Source organism: Providencia sp. UF-183 (genome assembly GCF_058246155.1).
Genome location: NZ_JBSICD010000010.1, coordinates 27,750 through 47,368, shown reverse-complemented (window position 1 = coordinate 47,368; position 19,619 = coordinate 27,750). Strand labels below are relative to the sequence as shown.

General features: G+C 41.5%; 14 protein-coding genes. 10 read left to right on the top strand and 4 right to left on the bottom strand.

The window, feature by feature from the left end; genetic code table 11:
* Window positions 1-2: 2 nt before the first annotated feature.
* Window positions 3-4,943: a DNA repair ATPase gene (locus AC4IFT_RS11300; RefSeq protein ID WP_490751360.1), complete on the top strand. Its 4,941-nt coding sequence runs from the start codon at window positions 3-5 to the stop codon at window positions 4,941-4,943.
* Window positions 4,940-5,506: a rhomboid family intramembrane serine protease gene (locus AC4IFT_RS11295; protein WP_490751359.1), complete on the top strand. Its 567-nt coding sequence runs from the start codon at window positions 4,940-4,942 to the stop codon at window positions 5,504-5,506. The genes AC4IFT_RS11300 and AC4IFT_RS11295 overlap by 4 nt, the downstream gene beginning before the upstream one ends.
* Here the strand turns inward: AC4IFT_RS11295 and AC4IFT_RS11290 are convergent.
* A complete protein-coding gene (locus AC4IFT_RS11290) occupies window positions 5,485-6,144 on the bottom strand; it encodes a helix-turn-helix transcriptional regulator (RefSeq protein ID WP_490735430.1) in 660 nt (219 codons plus the stop codon). The two genes, AC4IFT_RS11295 and AC4IFT_RS11290, sit on opposite strands and share 22 nt — an antisense overlap.
* A 74-nt stretch (window positions 6,145-6,218) precedes the next feature.
* Between AC4IFT_RS11290 and AC4IFT_RS11285 the strand changes: the two genes are divergently transcribed.
* Window positions 6,219-7,628 carry an MFS transporter gene (locus tag AC4IFT_RS11285; RefSeq protein WP_490735432.1) on the top strand — a complete coding sequence of 470 codons (1,410 nt, stop codon included), beginning with the start codon at window positions 6,219-6,221 and terminating at the stop codon, window positions 7,626-7,628.
* Window positions 7,629-7,655: 27 nt separating this feature from the next.
* Here AC4IFT_RS11285 and AC4IFT_RS11280 read toward each other — a convergent pair whose 3' ends face one another.
* Entirely contained in the window at window positions 7,656-9,155 is a 1,500-nt protein-coding gene (locus AC4IFT_RS11280) for an MFS transporter (protein ID WP_490735434.1), read from the bottom strand.
* A 94-nt stretch (window positions 9,156-9,249) separates the two neighbouring features.
* On the opposite strand from AC4IFT_RS11280, the gene AC4IFT_RS11275 reads away from it, so the two are divergent.
* The 6 genes from AC4IFT_RS11275 to AC4IFT_RS11250 all read left to right on the top strand — a co-directional run bounded on the left by AC4IFT_RS11275 (window position 9,250) and on the right by AC4IFT_RS11250 (window position 15,994).
* Complete coding sequence (locus AC4IFT_RS11275; protein ID WP_490751358.1) at window positions 9,250-9,792, top strand: TetR/AcrR family transcriptional regulator; 543 nt, start codon at window positions 9,250-9,252, stop codon at window positions 9,790-9,792.
* A gap of 72 nt (window positions 9,793-9,864) precedes the next feature.
* The gene (locus tag AC4IFT_RS11270) at window positions 9,865-10,767 is read left to right on the top strand and encodes a hypothetical protein (protein WP_490751357.1); all 903 of its coding nucleotides are present in this window, start codon (window positions 9,865-9,867) and stop codon (window positions 10,765-10,767) included.
* Window positions 10,768-10,896: 129 nt separating this feature from the next.
* Window positions 10,897-11,739, top strand: coding sequence for a helix-turn-helix domain-containing protein (locus tag AC4IFT_RS11265; protein ID WP_490751356.1), 843 nt, complete (start codon window positions 10,897-10,899; stop codon window positions 11,737-11,739).
* 135 nt (window positions 11,740-11,874) lie between these two features.
* Complete coding sequence (locus tag AC4IFT_RS11260; protein WP_490751355.1) at window positions 11,875-14,019, top strand: TonB-dependent siderophore receptor; 2,145 nt, start codon at window positions 11,875-11,877, stop codon at window positions 14,017-14,019.
* Window positions 14,020-14,024: 5 nt separating this feature from the next.
* A complete protein-coding gene (locus tag AC4IFT_RS11255) occupies window positions 14,025-14,894 on the top strand; it encodes a PepSY domain-containing protein (RefSeq protein WP_490735444.1) in 870 nt (289 codons plus the stop codon).
* Complete coding sequence (locus tag AC4IFT_RS11250) at window positions 14,891-15,994, top strand: ABC transporter substrate-binding protein (RefSeq protein ID WP_490751354.1); 1,104 nt, start codon at window positions 14,891-14,893, stop codon at window positions 15,992-15,994. The genes AC4IFT_RS11255 and AC4IFT_RS11250 overlap by 4 nt, the downstream gene beginning before the upstream one ends.
* A gap of 64 nt (window positions 15,995-16,058) precedes the next feature.
* On the opposite strand, the gene AC4IFT_RS11245 is transcribed toward AC4IFT_RS11250, so the two are convergent.
* Window positions 16,059-17,225, bottom strand: a complete 1,167-nt coding sequence (locus tag AC4IFT_RS11245; RefSeq protein ID WP_490751353.1) for a hypothetical protein — start codon at window positions 17,223-17,225, stop codon at window positions 16,059-16,061.
* Between the two features lie 163 nt (window positions 17,226-17,388).
* On the bottom strand, window positions 17,389-18,687 hold the full coding sequence (locus AC4IFT_RS11240) for an SLC13 family permease (protein ID WP_273804116.1): 1,299 nt from the start codon (window positions 18,685-18,687) through the stop codon (window positions 17,389-17,391).
* A 199-nt stretch (window positions 18,688-18,886) separates the two neighbouring features.
* Here AC4IFT_RS11240 and AC4IFT_RS11235 point away from each other — a divergent pair, with 199 nt between their 5' ends.
* On the top strand, window positions 18,887-19,567 hold the full coding sequence (locus AC4IFT_RS11235; protein WP_490735452.1) for a hypothetical protein: 681 nt from the start codon (window positions 18,887-18,889) through the stop codon (window positions 19,565-19,567).
* The last annotated feature ends 52 nt before the right edge of the window (window positions 19,568-19,619 follow it).

Genomic DNA, 19,619 nt, shown 5'->3' with positions numbered 1-19,619 from the left:
CCATGTCAGATTTTCAGGAAACGGATCGCGAGCAAGAAATACTCGATAGCGCTGTTGCAGAAGGGGGCGCTTATGAAATATTACGTAAGCGACTGACCGAACAAGGCCAGCAACTTCATCAAAAAGCGACACAGCTCAATGAAAAACGCTTAGAAGAATTTGGCCAAAGCCAAATGGATATTATTGGGCGTATTCGTATTCGTACTGAAAATAACTGCCAAGCCCGAGATATTATTCGCGTGGGTGAATGGTTGTTATTTGGTTATAACGTTTTCCTTGGATTAAAAAAAGAAACGCACCTTGATGATGTGTTTTCATTGTATCGTTTGATTGAAAATGACGGTGAATTTGACGTTGAAACCGTCGACAATGAAGATACCTTTTTAAATGACACCCGCTTTGTTCAGGATTTTACTGAGCTCTATACCTATTATAAAAACACCCAATTACTGCAACTTGTTGAGCGTGATGGCAAGCTGTTAGCGAGCTTCCAAATAGGCGAGCGCATTACCGATGTACGCGTTTTTCGTTGGTCGATTTCAAGCGATAAACAGCGTATTGAATACATTGATAATCGAGGGGAGCGTGATATCGCCCTCCCTCCTGCTTATGACTTTGAGTGGCAAAAAACCACTCGCGAAGATACCGTAAATGGCCGTTACCCGCACATTAATATCCTCGATACCGTATTCGTTGAAACCATCGGTGGCGACTTAACAATCAAGTGTGAAAATAACACAGAAGATGGTTTAGGAATTTACCGTGAAGTGGTGCTGGATAAAAACCAGTCCCTCGATGATGCGCAAATTGAATATGCCCAAACGGGCAGTTTGATTATTTTAAAGATTTTGCCTTATCGGGAAGAAAGCTGGCGTTATCTGGTTTACAACACTCTGACCCAGTCTGTGCAGCGCATTGACGCCATTGGGCAGGCTTGCGTTCAACTCCCTGAAGATCACGGTATTATTTTCCCCGGTGGCTATTACCTGCAAAATGGTGAATACAAAACCTTTGAGCAACCAATGGATGGTATGCGTTTTCGCCGTTTACGTCGCTCACCCAATGGGGAAGACGTTTTATACGTTTTTTATTCGCCGAACCAAGGCCGTATCGCACTTTTCAACTATAACCTGATTGAACGTACCCTGTCCGTTCCATTGATTGGGCACGGCTATGCCATGCTTGAAGATGGTAAAATGGTGCTGTTTGAAGGCGAAGGGGAAGAAGCCACCCGCGTACACCCAATGCAAGTATGGCAAACGCCTTTTTACTCCGATGAGTTTGCGGACAAACAGCCTGCTCGAGGGGGCTTTTTTGGCCGAATTGGTAATGCAGATTTAGTACGCGGTATTTCTGAAATATTGCATGTTGCCAAAGAGATTGAAGGCAATCAGGTCTCTATCACCCGCTATGAGCAACTCAGCCAGCAACCTAAAAACTTGTTGGATTTGTACTACTGGTTTAGCGATGAGCAATGTTTAGAAATTGGTAAGTTACTCAAAGAAATCACGCAAACCAGTGAATTAGTCCTCGATGAGTATGAAAAGGTGGAGAGCATCCGCCAGCAGTCAGCTAAATCGATGAATGAGGCCGTTAGCCGGCAAAAATCGCTCTTAGCACTCACATTACCCGACAGCTGGAATGATATTCAGCAATTTGTAGATGGTTTAAATGCCCTAAACGCACAGCGTGGGCACTTGATTTCGCTGCGTGAATTTCGCTATATGGATTTAGAAAAACTCAGCGAAATGGAAGGCGAAATTGAAAAAAATCAACAATATGTCTCCCAAGAAACCGCCGTTTTTCTCGCTAGCGATAAAGCACTACAACCTTTCAAAGCACAATTAACGGTTTTTGAAGAACAAACCGAAAAAGCGCAAAACAGCGCCCAATTAGATATCCCAATGAACGACATGGAAAAAATGTCAGCTGATTTGGATATGTTATCGAATTTAATGGCATCACTGTCATTCAATGATGTGACGCAGCAAACCCATATCATTGATTCTATTTCACAAATTTATGCGCAGTTGAATCAGTCACGGGCTCGCTTACAACAAAAGCGTAAGTCCCAAACCAGCGTTGAAACTGTGGCGCAATTTGGCGCACAATTCCGCTTATTTAGCCAAGGGATCACCAACGCATTGTCCCTTGCGACAGACCCAGAGCGTTGTGATGATCAGCTATCAAGATTACTGGTTCAATTAGAAGAGTTGGAAAGCCAGTTTAGTGGCCACGATGAGTTTCTTGATGATATCTTAGCCAAGCGCGAAGAATTACTCGAAACCTTTGAATCCCATAAACAAATTCTCATTGATGACCGCCAGCGCCGCGCACAAAACCTATTAACGGCCGCCGATCGCCTACTCGATAGCTTGCAACGCAGAACAACCCGTCTGCAATCTCAAGATGAGCTAAATGCCTTCTTTGCCTCAGACCCGCTTGCGTTAAAAACGCGAGAAATCATCGAAAAACTGCGGGAAATTAACGACAACGTTAAAGCTGATGATATTGATGCACGCTTAAAAGCGTCTCGCGACCAAGCGATCCGCATTTTGCGTGATAAAACCGATATTTTTGAAGATGGCGGTAACGTCATCAAATTGGGTCGCCACCGCTTTAGCGTCAACACGCAAGAGTTAGACCTGACTATTTTGCCTAAAAATAACCAACTTTGGGTATACCTCACAGGCACCGATTTTCAAGAACCAATTGAAAATGCAGAACTCGCGCAGTTACAGCCCTATTGGACAGCAACATTAGAATCTGAGTCAGAGACGGTTTATCGCGCTGAATACCTTGCTTATTCAATTATTTACTCAGCCGCTAAGCGCCAAGATGAACTCAGCATGGCGTTGTTAACCAGTGCGTTAACGTCCCCTGAGAAGCTGGAAAAAATCGTGCGCGATTTTGCAGGCCCGCGCTATAAAGAAGGCTATGAAAAGGGTATTCACGACCACGATGCCATTGCTATCTTAAAAAAATTAATTCCAATTGGTGAGAGCGCCGATCTCCTGCGTTATAGTCCTACTGCGCGGGCAATTGCCGCTATTTACTGGGAAACCGCTCAAAACGAAGAGTTTCCCGCACTTTGGCCTGAACGCGCCAGAACCGCGATGAATATTCATCAGCTGTTCCATAATGATAATGCCTTACTTGACCTACAAGCGGAAATTGAAGCCAATATCAGTTTGTTTTTACAAGATAATCCAATCCAGTGCCAAAGTTATGAACAAACACAAGCTGCGGAATACCTCAGCTTTGCATTAGCACGGACACCGATTGAATTGGTCTACAGCAAATATGCAAAAGAACTGGTTTTAGCATTACAAGACCGCTTAGAAGAAGCCCACATGTGGCTTGATTTCAATCGTTCCCAGCAAAATTTAGGTACGCGCTACGCTCAACGTTGGTCATTGATTCAAAATTGGCTGCAAGGGCTGTGCTCAACCCCTGAATTTGCACATCTGGTGCCTTATATACCGGGTGCAATTGCCATTATCATCTTAGATAAAGTGGCTTCAGCCCGTTACAGTGAAGCAGACCTTTACTTTAAAGTCAGTGGCTTACTGGGGGAACACCCAACCATTGAAAACCAAACACTGTCACTCAGTTTGGATAATTATTTTAGTCGGATGCGCGGGCAGCGAAAACGCTTTATCCCTGAGTTCCGTCAATACCAAGCTTTGCGCCAACGTATCGTCACAGAGGAACGTAGTCGCTTAAAACTGCATGAATTTAAAGCGAAGCCATTAAGTTCATTCGTCCGTAACAAGCTAATTAATGACGTCTATTTACCAATTATTGGCGATAACATGGCGAAGCAAATTGGCGCACTCGGTGAAGGGAAACGTACCGACCTCATGGGGCTCTTGTTAATGATTTCCCCACCAGGTTACGGTAAAACCACCTTAATGGAGTACGCAGCCGATCGCTTAGGGCTGATTTTCATGAAAGTGAATGGCCCTGCTCTGGGTCATGATGTGCTTTCCCTTGACCCTGCACAGGCACCGAATGCCACCGCAAGGCAAGAGCTGGAAAAACTCAATTTAGCCCTCGAAATGGGAAATAACGTCATGCTGTATGTGGATGATATCCAACATACACACCCTGAATTCTTACAGAAATTTATTTCCCTGTGTGATGGAACACGGCGTATTGAAGGGGTTTGGAAAGACAAAACCAAAACCTACGATATGCGAGGTAAGAAATTCTGTGTTGTGATGGCAGGGAACCCCTATACCGAATCAGGTGAAGTGTTCCGTATCCCTGATATGTTAGCCAACCGTGCCGATATCTATAACCTCGGGGAGGTATTAGGCGGGATGGACGATGCTTTTGCATTAAGTTATATCGAAAATAGCCTGACTTCGAACCCCGTTTTAGCCCCTTTGGCACTAAGAGATCTCAATGACTTGTATCTTCTTGTGGATAAGGCCATGGGTAAATCGGTTTCAACCAATACACTGAGCTACCCTTACTCCGATGCTGAAATTAATGAAATCACTTTAGTCATCAAACAATTAATTAAGCTTCGTGACATTGTATTGAAGGTTAATCAACAATACATTGCCAGCGCCGCTCAGTCGGATAAATACCGCACTGAGCCTGCATTTCGTTTGCAGGGCAGTTACCGAAATATGAATAAACTCAGCGAAAAAGTCTCTTCTGTTATGAATGATGAAGAGCTAGAGCGGCTATTAGATGACCACTACCTCGGTGAAGCCCAATTGCTGACTACGGGTGCAGAGGAAAATTTACTCAAACTCGCAGAGTTACGAGGAACACTGACCGAAAAAGAAGCCGCACGTTGGCAGCAAATCAAGAAAGACTTTATGCGCCATAAAGCCCTTGGTGGTGATAATGCAGATATTGGTGATCGGGTGGTTGTCCAGCTCGCCTCTTTAGTCGAAAGCGTTCAAGCATTAGGTAAAGTGGAATGAAATACCCCCGCGTGACGCTATTAGTGGCTTTAGTTGCCCTATTAGTTGGCATTCAGCTGGTTAATAGCTTAACCGCGGGTGGGCTAATTCATTTTGGTATTATCCCTCGCACTGTCAACGGGCTGGTGGGTATTCTGTTTGCCCCTTTTATTCACGGAAGTTGGGATCACTTACTCAGTAACCTTCCCCCACTGATTATACTCAGCGCTCTATTACTCCACCACACCGTCAAATTTTATCTCGTTGCATCGCTCTTTATTATTGTTGTGGGAGGTTTGCTGGTGTGGCTAGTGGGTCGCAATGCCGTGCATGTCGGTGCAAGTGGCTGGGTTTTTGGCTTATGGGGGCTGTTGATTGCCCAAGGTTTTTTACGCCGAAAATTCGCTGACATCGCCATCGCATTGTTAGTGCTATTTTATTTTGGTGCAATGGCGAGCGGCTTATTACCCGTTCATCAATATATTTCGACAGAATCCCATATTGCTGGCGCGTTATCAGGTATTTTGTTTGCTTGGATAATCACTAAAAGGGAAAAAAGCCGTCAGCGCACTGAAATACGGTAAACACAGCGCCCTGCTCCCTCTAACAAATACTGTTCACGTTCAATACTTACCTCTTTACCTATCACTTCTTGAAAGAGCGCTAATTCCGAGCGGCAAAAATTTTGGCAAGCCGTTGCGGCGGCGCAAATCGGGCAATGGTTTTCAATAAAAAGCCAATCTTCTCCCTCTTGCTCCACTTTTGCCATGTAGCCTTCTTCGCTGCGTACTTCAGCTAATGCGGCAAGGCGCTCTGCTAACGGTAAGTTTAGGCAGCGGGTGATATATTTTTCACGGCTTTCAATCTCTCGTTGGTGAATAAGTTTTTCCAAGCCATCATCACCAAAAATAGTCCGAACAGAATCAATCAGCTGCAACGCAAGCTGAGCATGGGTGTCAGGGAAACGCTGATGCCCCAATTCGGTTAACACCCAATTTTGCCGCGGCCGACCAGCGCCTGTTTGTGATAAACACTGGGCGCCTTCAACTAACCCCATCGATGTCAGTTTTTGAATATGTTGCCTTGCGGCTTCCCCTGTCATATTTAAATCGTTGGCTATCACTGACGTCGAAATCGGCCCTTTGGTTTTAATACAAAACAGCACTTTATCGACGGCTTGTGTTAGATTTAAATTATCAAAGTAATTACTTGCATTAATCATTATGCGACTCTATTATCCAAGCTGTTACTTGGATAATACCTCTTTTTTCCCTATTCCGTCTAGCGGGTCTCTTTATGAGCAATGAAACATCGACCTTACCACAGGCTAAGTGGGCTGATTTACTCAGCGGTACCAATGCATTACTGACTATCGCCCTTACCGGGGGCGTTGCCTTACATGCTATCAATATTTATATCGTCACCACAATCTTACCCAGTGTCGTTAATGATATTGGTGGTCTCGAATATTATGCATGGAATACGACCTTATTTGTAGCCACCTCAATTGTCGGATCTGCGCTTTCAAGCAAAGTACTCAATAGCTTTGGGCCCAAGTTGGCGTATTTAATCGCCCTCACCCTCTTTTCACTAGGCTCCATTTGGTGTGCAACCTCCCCCTCAATGTTGGTGTTATTGGGAGGACGTGCATTGCAAGGGCTCGGCGGGGGGATTTTATTTGCGCTCAGTTATGCCTTAATCCGCATCGTCTTTACCGAAAATTTATGGTCTCGAGCCATGGGCGTTGTGTCTGGAATGTGGGGAATCGCCACATTATGCGGCCCAGCTATTGGGGGAATTTTCGCACAAGGCGGTCACTGGCGCTGGGCATTTTGGGCGTTACTTCCTGTTGCGGTATTTCTTTCCGTTATTGTGATTAACCAATTACCTAAAAAACAATCTCAAACACCACAAAATAACAAGATACCGTTCTTGGCAATTTCATTATTGGTCATTTCAGTGCTCGCCATTTCCATTGGTAGCCTGTCCGATAAGCTGTTGATAAATATTATCGGTTTAATTATTGGTATTGCCTTGCTAGTTACGATGGCACGTTTAGATGGTAAAAATGGAAAACGGCTTTTACCCACAGGCAGTTATTCGCTGAAAAGCCCACTTGGCGTCATTTTCTTAACCATGTGTTTGCTTGTTGGCGGCATGACAACTGAAATCTATGTGCCTTATTTCTTACAAACAATCCATCACTTCTCACCACTGTCTGCTGGGTATTTAACCGCAATCATGGCGGCAGGCTGGACTATTGGTGCACTATTTAGCGCCAATAAAACAGGGGCAATTGTTCTGAAGATAATCCGAACCGGTCCGGTCATCATATTTGTCTCTCTGATTGTGTTAGCCGTTTTAACCCATAATCAGCAGCTTATCGAGTCATTACCGCTATTTATTGTGTATTTAGTCGCAATGATGGGGGTCGGCCTTGGGATAGGCGTTTGCTGGCCTCACCTTGTTCTACGTGTTTTTAATGCAGCTCCAGAAGGTGAAGAAAACTTAGCATCTTCATCCATTATTACAATCCAACTGTATGCGACAGCCCTTTCTGCTGCTTTGGTTGGCGTGGTCGTGAACAATAGCGGGTTAATGAATCCAGGAGGAATTGTAGGCGCACAACAAGCCTCAATTTGGCTGTTTGCGTTATTCGCTCTTAGTCCATTATTAGCTATCTTTTTGATCCGTAAAGTGAAGTAAAAAAAGGGAGCTAATTGCTCCCTCTTTCTAATAAACTGATGACGTCTTTTTTGACCGCAAGAAAGCAGGCAAAACGATAATGCTGATTAACAAAACAAATATCGTTGCGACCATGACCGCTAAAAATGCATGGTCAAAAGCAATATTTGCCTGATTAACTAATAAATTAGCTTTATCTTGTGGTAATTTTTCCGCGACTAATAATGCCTCATCAATGCTGTCATAGGCTTTATCGCTAACCGTTATACCTTCTGGTAGAGAGAGCTTTAACGTATAAATCGCGCTCATCAACCCACCCATAAAAGTGACGCCAAGTACGCTGCCAATTTCATAGGCAATTTCTTCGATTGAGGCTGCCATCCCCGCTTTTTCATCTGGCGCGTTTAACATCACCGTCGTGGAAGCCGTTGTAAAAATGGCGCCCAAACCAAAACCAATCAAAAAGAGGAATGAAAGTAACAATATTCCTGTCGAGGTTTGATAGACCATCGTTAAACCGGCAACACCAACTAACGTACAAATAAAGCCAAAAAGGGTTAGTTTTACCTCACCAAATTTATGCAAATACATACCCGCCAATGGTGCTGCTATCACAGAAGCCAATGGAATAGGGATGATATACAACGCCGCGACAAATGGGCTATAACCTAAAACAAGCTGCAAACGTTGGCTAAGCAATAACTCAACACCAACAATGACCACGATAGATAAAATCGCCATCATAATGCCCGCACTAAATTTCGGTTGTTTTAACAAGGCAAAATCAATCATTGGTGATTCAGACGCTATCTGCCGGCGTTTAAATGCCACCAAAAAGAAAACCCCAATCGCCCCTGAAATCACTACATGCATCCAATCGATATAAGGTTTACCGAGCTCTTTTAATGCGTAAATTGAACCAATTAAGCCAACTAGCACTAAAACTGAACCTAAAATATCGATTTTTTTATGACTTTTCCCACCACATTGTGGGATCAGGAAATACGCAAAAGGGATAACTAATAATACGACAGGGACATTTATCAGAAAAACTGACCCCCACCAAAAGTGGTTAAGTAAAATTCCGCCAACTAAAGGGCCAATTGCCGCGCCGCCTGATGCGACAGCAGACCATATCCCAATTGCCAGCGCCCTTTCTTTTGGGTCTAAAAAAACGTGCCTAACAATGGCAAGTGTCGCAGGCATACTCACCGCCGCACCAACGGCAAGGAAACCTCGTGATAAAATTAAGCTGGTTGCTGTGGGTGAAAATGCCGCACACAAAGAAGCGATACCAAATAATGGCAGCCCCAATAGAAACATCCGCTTATGGCCAACTTTGTCACTCAACATCCCAGCCGCGGGTAATAGGCCAGCCACCACCAGCGGGTACGCATTCATAATCCACAGTTTTTCGGATGATGTCGCCCCTAAATCGTGCGTTAATTTAGGTAATGCGGTATAAAGCACCGTGACATCAATAACGATAAGAAACAACACACTTGAAACTAATAGAAGCACTATCCAGCGCTTATAATCGGTCAACATAACATTCTCTCAATGAGTCTATTTGATCATCATTTATTGGTGATCGTGCTATAATATAAATCCATACGTACGTATTGAAAAGAGGTTTTCCTAAATGGGACGTCAACGAACTATCGACAGAGAAAAGCTGCTTGATGCTGCTGAAGATATTGTTATTCATCAAGGTGCTGCGGCTCTGACGATTGATGCCGTTGCAAAAGCAATGGGTATCTCAAAAGGGGGCGTCCAATACTGTTTTGGCAACAAAGATGCCTTAATTGATGCGATGTTTGAGCGATGGGGCCAGTCCTACGATACGATTTTTAATCAAGCCGTTGAACAAGATAACTCCCCAGAAGGGCAAGTTTTGGCGCATATGCAAGCCACCCACCAGCACGATAAAATCGCCATGGCAAAAGGCGCTTCATTGATGGCTTCGCTATTGCAAACCCCTGAATACCTCGAAAGCACGCGTATTTGGTATCGGGAACGCATCGCAAACCTCGACACATCAACAGAAAGAGGAAAATTAGCCCGCATGGTATTTTTAGCAACTGAAGGGGCTTTTATGTTGCGCTATATGGGGTTAATGGAAATCGATGATAGTGAATGGCAATCTATATTTAGTGATATGGAAAGTTTATTGAAAAATCACTAATACTATCCTTTTTTTAAATTAATAATCTCCTAATTCAATATTATTAAGTAACATATTAAAAAGGAGATTATTATGAGACCAATCATTCCCCCTGTTACCACAAACCTTCGTTATGATTACCAACCAAAGAAGACTAATAAAAATTTTATTGTTGATTATATAAAAAGTATAAATTCAAATAATGATAACGTGAAAATTAAAGATTATAGCTGTAAAAAACAGTATAAATTCAATGTAAATATTCCTTACCTTCCATCAAAAGAAAGTAAAATCACCAAAAAAATTGAAAAACAAAAACCAATTACCTCCATAAATAGAACCAAACTAGAAGATATTAAAACTATCGACTCTTTCGTTAGAAGAATAAAAGAAGAAAATATTCAATATATAACAAAAGATAATAGAGGCTATATCCATCAAGGTTTCCTGAACACGGCAACTAAAGGAAAACCCTCAACGTTATACCTTGATAGTACCAATTGTCTAGGTCATGGTTTTTATGGAACAGCCTATCGAGTTGGAAATTTTGTGATTAAAGTTCCTTTTTATGATATCTATGAAATAAATCCGCAAAGTGATGTAAATCGTTGTTCCTCTTTACTCAATAAATTAAATAAAAATATTAATTTTTCAAGAGCCATAACTTTGGATAATGGAAAAGATATTTTAATTTCAAGGTATGTTTCTGGAAAAAATATTATTGATGATGATGCTTATAATTTTGTTAAACAAAAAGGTCTTATCATTTTTGATTATGGTTCCAATGGCAATGTCAAAGTGGATGACAATGGGAAAAAATATGTGATTGATGCCGACCTTATAGCGCAGCCTACTGAATTAAAACGTTATCCCTCATTAGGGACACTAAATATACAAAAAGTCTATAAAAATATATTTATTGAAAAGCCACTTGGCGCTAACGAAAAAAAACCGCTCTATTATTCTGAAATAGAAGACCTGTTACCGAGTAAGTAAGATTGTTTCACAGGTATTCTCGATGAGAATACCTGTGAAATACCATGATAAAATTGAAAAAAATGAACAGGTGAAATAATATCCTCAAATAAAAGCTCTGACACAGTGAAATCAACAAGGTGATAAGGCATGGATAATAACCAGATAACGGCACTATTACCTGATACAGGGTCATTTTTTTTGCGGGGAAAAATGACCCCAGAAGCAGGGAAATGGGTCAGTGAGCCTTTATGGAAAGGGGTAAAACTCATCTTAATGATGAATGGCGAACTTGAATGCCAACCTGATAATAAAAAAACGGTTTCGTTGTCGGGCGCATCATTATGCGTGATTGTAAACCAACACGAGCAAGAAAGCCAGCAACGCTTTTTACAAGCGGATGACGTGCGTTATGTCTCCGTGTGCTTATCTGAACACTTACTCGATTCCTTTCACATTAAACAACCTGAGTTGCTACTCGCTGCAAAACATCAAGGGCCCCAATTACTTTCTAAACACGCAGGTAATGTCCTCACTGCATTAGGAAATCAAATACTGAACTGCCCTCTCAGTGGCGCACTTGGAAACATGTATTTAACAGGTAAAGTACTCGAACTTTGTGCTCATTCATTTGAACATATCCAACAAAGCCACCAATCTATTCATCATCCAAAACTTAGCAGCCATGACATAAGCAAACTCAATGAAGCCAAAGCGTTGATTTTAGCCGATTTAGCACAACCGCCAAGTTTGTACCAACTTAGCCGACTATCCGGGCTCAACATTCGTAAACTCAATTTTGGATTTAAACAGCTGTTTGGCTCTTCCATTGCACCATTTATTCAAGAACAACGCCTCCAGTTGGCTTATCGTCTATTATCAACCGGTGCAGAACAAGTTTCGACAATTGCATGGAAAGTGGGTTATTCCCCAGCACACCTTTCAACAGCCTTTCGTAAACGATTTGGATTTTCACCTAAAACATTGTGTTGATTATTAATCAATCCAATCAATAAGATGTTTATATTCATAAACAAATAGTCTGAATACCCAAAGCGACGTGAATAGCGAAAAAGTGTAAATGAGATACATTCTCGTTTTATCTTTCTTGCTAGGGTTCGCGTCTCAATGAAAAATTATCCGTACTCATCTATTTATCTTACTGTTATTTCATTAATTTTTTCGTCTGCTGCCTATTCAAAAGAAAACAATCAAGCCAAACACGAAAAAATTATTGTCACCGTCTCCCCTATACAATCCCCAACAGGAAAAGTAGAGGGATATGTGGCAACTCGCAGTACTAGCGCAACAAAAACCAATACCGCGTTAATTGAAACACCACAAGCCATCAGTGTTGTCACACGCGACGAAATGAGCGCTCACAATGCGCAATCTGTGGGTGAAGCGCTGCGCTATACCTCTGGTGTGTTACAAACCAACGGCGCAGCATCATCGCGCTTTGATAGCTTAAATATCCGTGGTTTTAATGCATCCAGCACGGGAATGTTAAGAGATGGCTTACGCAGCACCACCGCGCAGGCATGGCCTAAAGTAGAACCTTATGGCTTAGAGCGCGTTGATGTCATTCGTGGTCCTTCGTCCGTTTTATACGGACAAAACTCGCCAGGTGGGATCGTTAACCAAATCACTAAGCGGCCTTTGTATCAGCCTCTTCATGAAATTGAAGTACAAGGTGGTAACTTTGACCGCCGCCAACTACAAGGGGACTTTAGTGGCCCAATTGATGGCAGCGAAAAATACTTTTATCGTCTAACGGGGCTAGTACGTAAAAGTGATACGCAAATCAAACACATCAAAGACGATAAAGTCTATATCGCCCCTGCCTTTACATGGTTACCGAATGACAATGCAGCATTTACCGTATTAGCCGATTACAGCCATGATAAGTTTGGTGCTCCGCGTCCTTTCTTACCCTTAAACGGCACTTTATTACCAAATCCCAATGGCAAGGTAAACCCCAATGTTTTCCTCGATGAGCCAGGGTTAAAAAATGACAGAACACAAGCTTCTCTGGGTTATCAATTAGATACCGATTTTAACGAAACCTTTTCGGCTCACTCAGGCGCACGTTTTAGCCATACCGATTTAAATACGAATATTGCGCAGGGAATGTACCTTTCTCCCGATATGAAAACCTTAAACCGTGTGGCTTACCATTTTCGCATTAAAGGCGATGTGCTGAGTTTAGACAACAACTTACAGGCTAACTGGTGGGTAGATAACGTCGAAATGACCTCACTTGCAGGTGTGGATTATCGTCATACTCGCGAAGACTATATTTTGATGACCGGAAAGGCGAGCTCAATCGATATTTATAACCCGAGCTACGGCGGTGATTACGGCCCTGTCAATAATATGATGTCAAACACGCTACAAACTAGCGACCAAGTGGGCGTTTATGCACAGCAGCAAGCGAAATTTGATAACGGCGTGATCTTGGTTTTAAGCGGGAGAGAAGATTGGTCGAATAGCAAAACACGCAATCGAAAGAGTGAAACATCTACCGAACAGCGGGACAGTAAATTTACCTACCGCACCGCCGCTATGTATGTCACTGACTTTGGATTAGCTCCCTATGTAAGCTATTCCACGTCATTTAACCCGCAACTCGGGGTGAACTTTTATGGCAATAACTATAAGCCGATTACTGCCAAACAAATGGAAGCTGGGCTGAAATATCAGCCAGAAGGCAGCAACACCAATCTCACTTTAGCGGTGTTTGAATTGAAGCAACAAAACATGCTCACCGCCGATCCTAAAAATAATTTAAATAGCTTACAAACAGGGGAAGTTCGCTCAAGAGGCGTTGAATTACAAGGTGTTTACTCGCCATTTGATGGCCTAAATTTAACCGCTGCGTATACCTATAACCAATTGGAAAACACCAAAACTAACAATGCCTCAGAAAAAGGTAAACGCCCTACAGGGTTACCTGAGCACACCGCGTCAGCATGGGCAGATTACACCTTGCAAAGCGGGCAGTTACAAGGCTTAGGGCTTGGTGCGGGTGTTCGTTATACAGGTTCATCCCCTGTGAATAATGATGACACTATTTCGAACCCATCAAATACCCTGTTTGATGCTGCTGCACATTATGATTTAGGTGGGATCAATGCCAACTTGAATAACTGGCGAGTGGGTGTAAACGTCAACAATATTACCAATAAACAATACTATACCAGTTGTTCAATGGGTGGATGTTCTGTTGGCTTTGATAGAACCGTGATTGCCTCATTACGGTACCGCTGGTGATCGTGATGGCTAAGCATTCTTCACGTCAATATTGGCTAAAAATCCATTTATGGCTCGGTTTAGTGATCGGTTTTTTCATTGCTATTTTAGGCATTTCTGGGTCGCTGCTATTACTGAAGAAACCCATTTTAGAATGGGAAATTGGCCAACAGGTGTTGTATGCCACGCCGCATACACAAGGGACATTGCTGTCGTCAGACATTTGGCGACAGCAAGCGACAAATAGCTATCCACAGCTCAATAAAGTAATGGGAGTTGCACCACCGAACAGTGGCTTTATTCCTGCAACGAATGCGATGGTGTTTGGCTCTGTTACCCCATCGAATAAACTGGGCATCGCCTTTATTGACCCAATCAATGCCGATGCAAAAGGGTTTGTTATTTTTGATGATTTACTCTTTGCCAAAGTGGTTTCATTACATCGTTTGCTGCTATTACCTCCTGACATAGGAAGCTGGTTGGTATTGACTTGTGGCGTGGTGTTGATCGTATCAATAGTGAGTGGTGCCCTATTATGGTGGCCAAGGAAAAATGTGTTTTCCATGTTAGTGCATTGGAAAAAAGGCCTAAAAAATGGGGCAAAATGGCGCCAATGGCACTATTTCTTTGCTATCTATTTTACTCTCCCACTTTTTATTATTGCCTTCAGCGGTGTGCTGCTAGCTCGCCCCAATTTATTCACTTCATTAATTTCAGCCCAAGAAATCAAAGGTTTGGTTTCAACTCTCCATAGCGAAATTGGACTGGGTTTCTTTGGGCTGCTTATTGTGTTTTTTTCCGGCTTTTTATTACCCTTCTTGTACATCAGTGGCGTGGTGATTTGGTGGAAAAAACGGCGCTCTTTTGCGCTATCTGATAACAGGATAAAACAATGAAATTATTACGTTCTTTACTCTCATTCGGTCTCTTTTCATTTTCCATCTACAGCCAAGCAGTTACCGTGACCGATATTACCGGCCGACAAGTGCAAGTCCCTGACCACGTTCAACGCATTTTGCTGGGGGAAGGACGGATGATTTACCCACTTTCCATCTTAGAAAAAGAGGCGCCATTTCAACGCATCGTTGGGTGGCAAGGGGATTTTCGTGATTTAGATGTGCAAGGTTATGCCGCTTACAAGGCGGTGTTTAAACACATTGATGATATTCCAACTGTTGGCGGTGGCTCAGAAGATACATTCAGTATCGAAAAAGCCTTAGCCCTGCAACCTGATCTCGTCATTTTACCCTTAACAGGTGGCCATGGCCCCGGCGCTGGCAGTGAAGCGGCTCGTTTACTCGAATCAGCTGGAATTGCGGTAATTCACGTGGATTTTAGTCAGCACCCAATCAAACACACTCAATTAAGTATGAAGATACTTGGTCAAGCTATTGGTAAAGAGGCTAAAGCCAACGAATTTAATGCCTATTACCAGCAAAAGATGGATGAAATTATTGCGCGTATTCCAACCAATATAGAAACTAAAAATAAGCCAACGATTTTTGTGGATTATCTTCCCGGCTTGCAAGAATGTTGCGGGTCACCGGGGAAAGGCAGCATGACGGATATGATAAACCTTGCTGATGGCATCGCAATTGGTGAAAAAATTATTCCCGGGGCAATTGGCAAGCTTAACCCAGAATTTATTTTGGCAAGTCAGCCCGATGTCTATGTGGCTACAGGGGTTTTCCCTGAAGGTAAAGCAGGGGTCACTGTTGGCTATTCCGCCACAGAACAAGCTGCACAATCGAGTTTAAAAGCCATTTCGATGCGCAAGCCGATAGGTCAATTGCGCGCGGTCGAACAAGGGCGAGTGCATGGTTTGTGGCATATTTTCTATGATTCACCCGAAAATATTATCGCCTTTCAGTCATTAGCTAAATGGTTGCACCCAGAGTTGTTTAACGATATTGACCCTGAAGCTACCCGCAAAGAAATGTACCAGCGATTTATGCCAATCCCTGCGACAGGGATATTTTCATTGACGTTGAAATAACGTTTTATCTTGGTGGGTCAGTTATGGAAACCAATAGCCGACTCACCATTTCAAAATAAACGATTTACCGCGTCAAAAAAACACCTCTTTCATCCTCAATTATTATTTGTTTTAACGGCTTATGAATTCCGCCATCATCCGTATGCAGAATAAACACAAATAAAACCTGACAAATGACTGATTGAGGATAATCACGAGGCCGATATTTTGAATATATCTGCCATCCATTTGCAAAGTACCTTTCATGCATTCTTTTCATTGCATCAACAACAGAATTCGCGGCTTGCCCCTTATTGATTTTAGTCGATTTTTTTTGGTGATAGATAAAGGCATCCGCAACCGTCTTAGCGATAATATGAAAAACTTGCCCAACAGATAAACTCTCTAATAAATTAGCAATGTTTTTTGTCGTTTTTTCACCAATTTGAAAAGAAGTAAAGCCATATTCAGACATTTCATTATTAAGATAAAAAAAGCACTCAAATAAATTATTCTTTTTACATAACATGATGAGTTCTTCTTTGTTTTCGTTTAAAAACTGCATATTTGATAACTTATCTTCTAACAAATCAATAATAACTGATAAGTTATCTGTTTCTGCAATAACAACCTCCCAGCACATCAAAATTGTATTGAAATTAATATATTCATCATTCATATACAATCGATCTAAATTAGTCACTGAGCTAATAACCAGTACACCTGCTGTATAGAGTTGTTCGATAATAAATCTGTCAAATTCATCACTCGGCGTCAGTTTTTTACACTTCTGACTTTCAAGGTTTTCTAAATACATTAGGTCTTCATCGGCACTATGGCGTATCAGTGCAAGTAAAAAAACACTATTTTCAAAGGAAAGGTCATTGATACTTATAGCGGTTTCTTTTTTATAAAGCCTCATCATATCAATGTATTCTACCTTCTCTAACCGCTCTTTTTCATTTTCAATACGAATACAATCAATACATATATGTTCTAAATTATCTAAATGACTAAAATGACTTCTATCTTTTAATGGTTCTATTTCACCACAGGAAACGCATTTTAGCTTTAAACAATAAGCTTTACAGCTTTGAGCAACGATTGCTTTTATTTCTTTAGTTTTTAACTGTGTTTTTTCTTCTAATTTAAGCATTGAATATGAAAAACGACTATTTTCCTCAACCTGCCAATATAATTGACACAAAGATTCATACTCTTTATTAATTACATCAATAAATATAATTTCCATATTTTATTTCCTTGTTTTTTTCATTTTATATTAAAAAAAACAAAAAATAGAAACTATATTTTTTAGATAATAAAAAAGGCCCATTACGATAAAATAATGAGCCGTTGGTTAACGCAAAATGGTAAGAAAACCGTTGAAAACAAAATCGCCTCTTTTGATGAAACTAAGAGGGGATCACGCCCAGCAATCTAAACCAAAAATAATCCAGAGGAACTAACAAAAGGAAAGTCAGTATAAATAATATAATACATAACCTAACGCCATCCATTAATGGCACTTTGCCCATCCCCATAGCCACAACAATGGGGGATGCCTGATAAGGCAACAATGGCGTTGAATAACCAATAACCTGTATCATCAATACGGCAATCATGGGTAACCCAGTTGCACTGGAGAGCGATTCTGCCAACGGTGTATATAATGCAGGGACACCATTAGCCGTTACGACAAAGTTTAGCCCGCTGGTCAACCCAACTAAGCTACCAAAATCCACAAATGGGCTATTAGGGTCCAATGGCAATAATTTTTGAAGGTAAGTACCTACTACCATTCCGACATTGGAATAACTCACTAATGTTGCTAGGCTTAAGATCCCCGCTACATAAATACAGGTACGGATATTTACCGCTTGAACAAATTCATCATTGGTCACAAACCCCACTTTCGGTAGCAAACATAAACATGCCGCCACTAAACCAACCCATGCAGGGGAAATACCATGGGTGGTATCCGTAATCCAAAAAAGTAAGGTTATCGCCAAAAGAAGACCCAGTTTTTTCTCATTACGGCTCATCGGTGGTAATTTTTTTTGTTCAGCTATCGCCTGTAATTTGGCAGGAAATAGGAAATAAATACACAGAACGACTAAAAGACCTTTGATTAGCCCCAGAATAGGCATATGGAGAAATAGGTAGTTTAGATAAGATAGCTTTATCCCGTAGGTGGTTTCTATTGCACCAGCCATCACTAAATTCGGTACGTTGGCAGGTAATATCGTGGCTGAAAGTTGGAATGTACCAAACCCGACGGCTAACGCTAACCCTATACGCCCTCGGCTGCCACTTTCTAATCCGACTTTATCCGCAATCGCCATCACAATAGGCATCAATAGTGCAATCCGCCCCATGTTCGATGGCATGATAAAAGCCAACCCATAAGCGAGGATCACCACTCCGATAATTAATTTCAACCATGAATTAGTAAATCGCCCTGAGATATGTTGAGCAATACGCTCCGCCAGCCCAACTTTATTAATCGCAAAACCAAGGATAAAGCCGCTTAACACAAGCCAAAAAGCTTCTGAAGTGAATCCTGAAAAAATTACATTAGTCGGCGCTAAATGCAAACATGCTGCCGCGGCTAGAAACAGTAACGCCACCAAATATTCAGGGAGTTTCCCTGTCGCCCAAAAACCGATTGTGATTGCAATGACTATCGCACTAACCCATTCTATCTCTGCCATCTAGCTCGCCTTATATTGGTTTTTATTATTTTCTATTATCGTTTCAAAGCCACATCAAGAAAATTAAGTATACACAAAATTAATACCCTACGAATGCACATATAACCAGCTAAATACCACCGCTTTGTTATAGTTCAGAACGGTGATTTTATATACATTCAACCTTATTTTTAACACTATAATGAATAAGGTAAACAGTATGGTTATAGCGATTACTTACTCAAAATATGTAGGTCACCCGATCACTCAAAATAAAGTCATCAGTGATGAATTAACTAAATCACAATGCCATATATTGTCAGTCAACAATACGCCATCTCAATTACTACAGAATAAGCCAATTGAAATGATTGATAGATTTTCAGCTCAAATTAGACGCGGTAATATTTCAATTAAAAATTTAAGAAAAATTGGAGAGGGTAGCTATGGAATTGCATATCGTTTTGAAAATTACGTTGTAAAAGTTCCCAAAAAGCCAGATCAGTCAGTGCCTGAGTATGCAACTTGCAAAAGAACGTCCCGTATATTAAATGAAATCAATGGCGATGATTTTTCCAGAGAATCTAGCTTACCCGATACTGGTCAACGTGTATTAATTACTAAGTTTGTCAATGGAGCGGATGCTTCACCGCTAGAAGCCTTTGATTTTATAAAATCTCACCAGCGTATTCTTCATGATTTCTATGTGCTGGGTAATGTGAAGAAAGATAAGAATGATAAATTATATTTAATCGATGCCGATCAAGTCACTTTATCTTATCAAGACCGACGAAATTCAATAGCAAGTGAGAAATTTTATGAAGATTTTTCGTGCTTTCGTGGCGAGGAGTTGGTGGTGCCTAAAAAAATGAAAACACCTGAAAATTACAGTTTAGATTAAGATTTTTATTGAGAGTAAAGCCGATATAACGCAATGAAATACCTTCATTGAC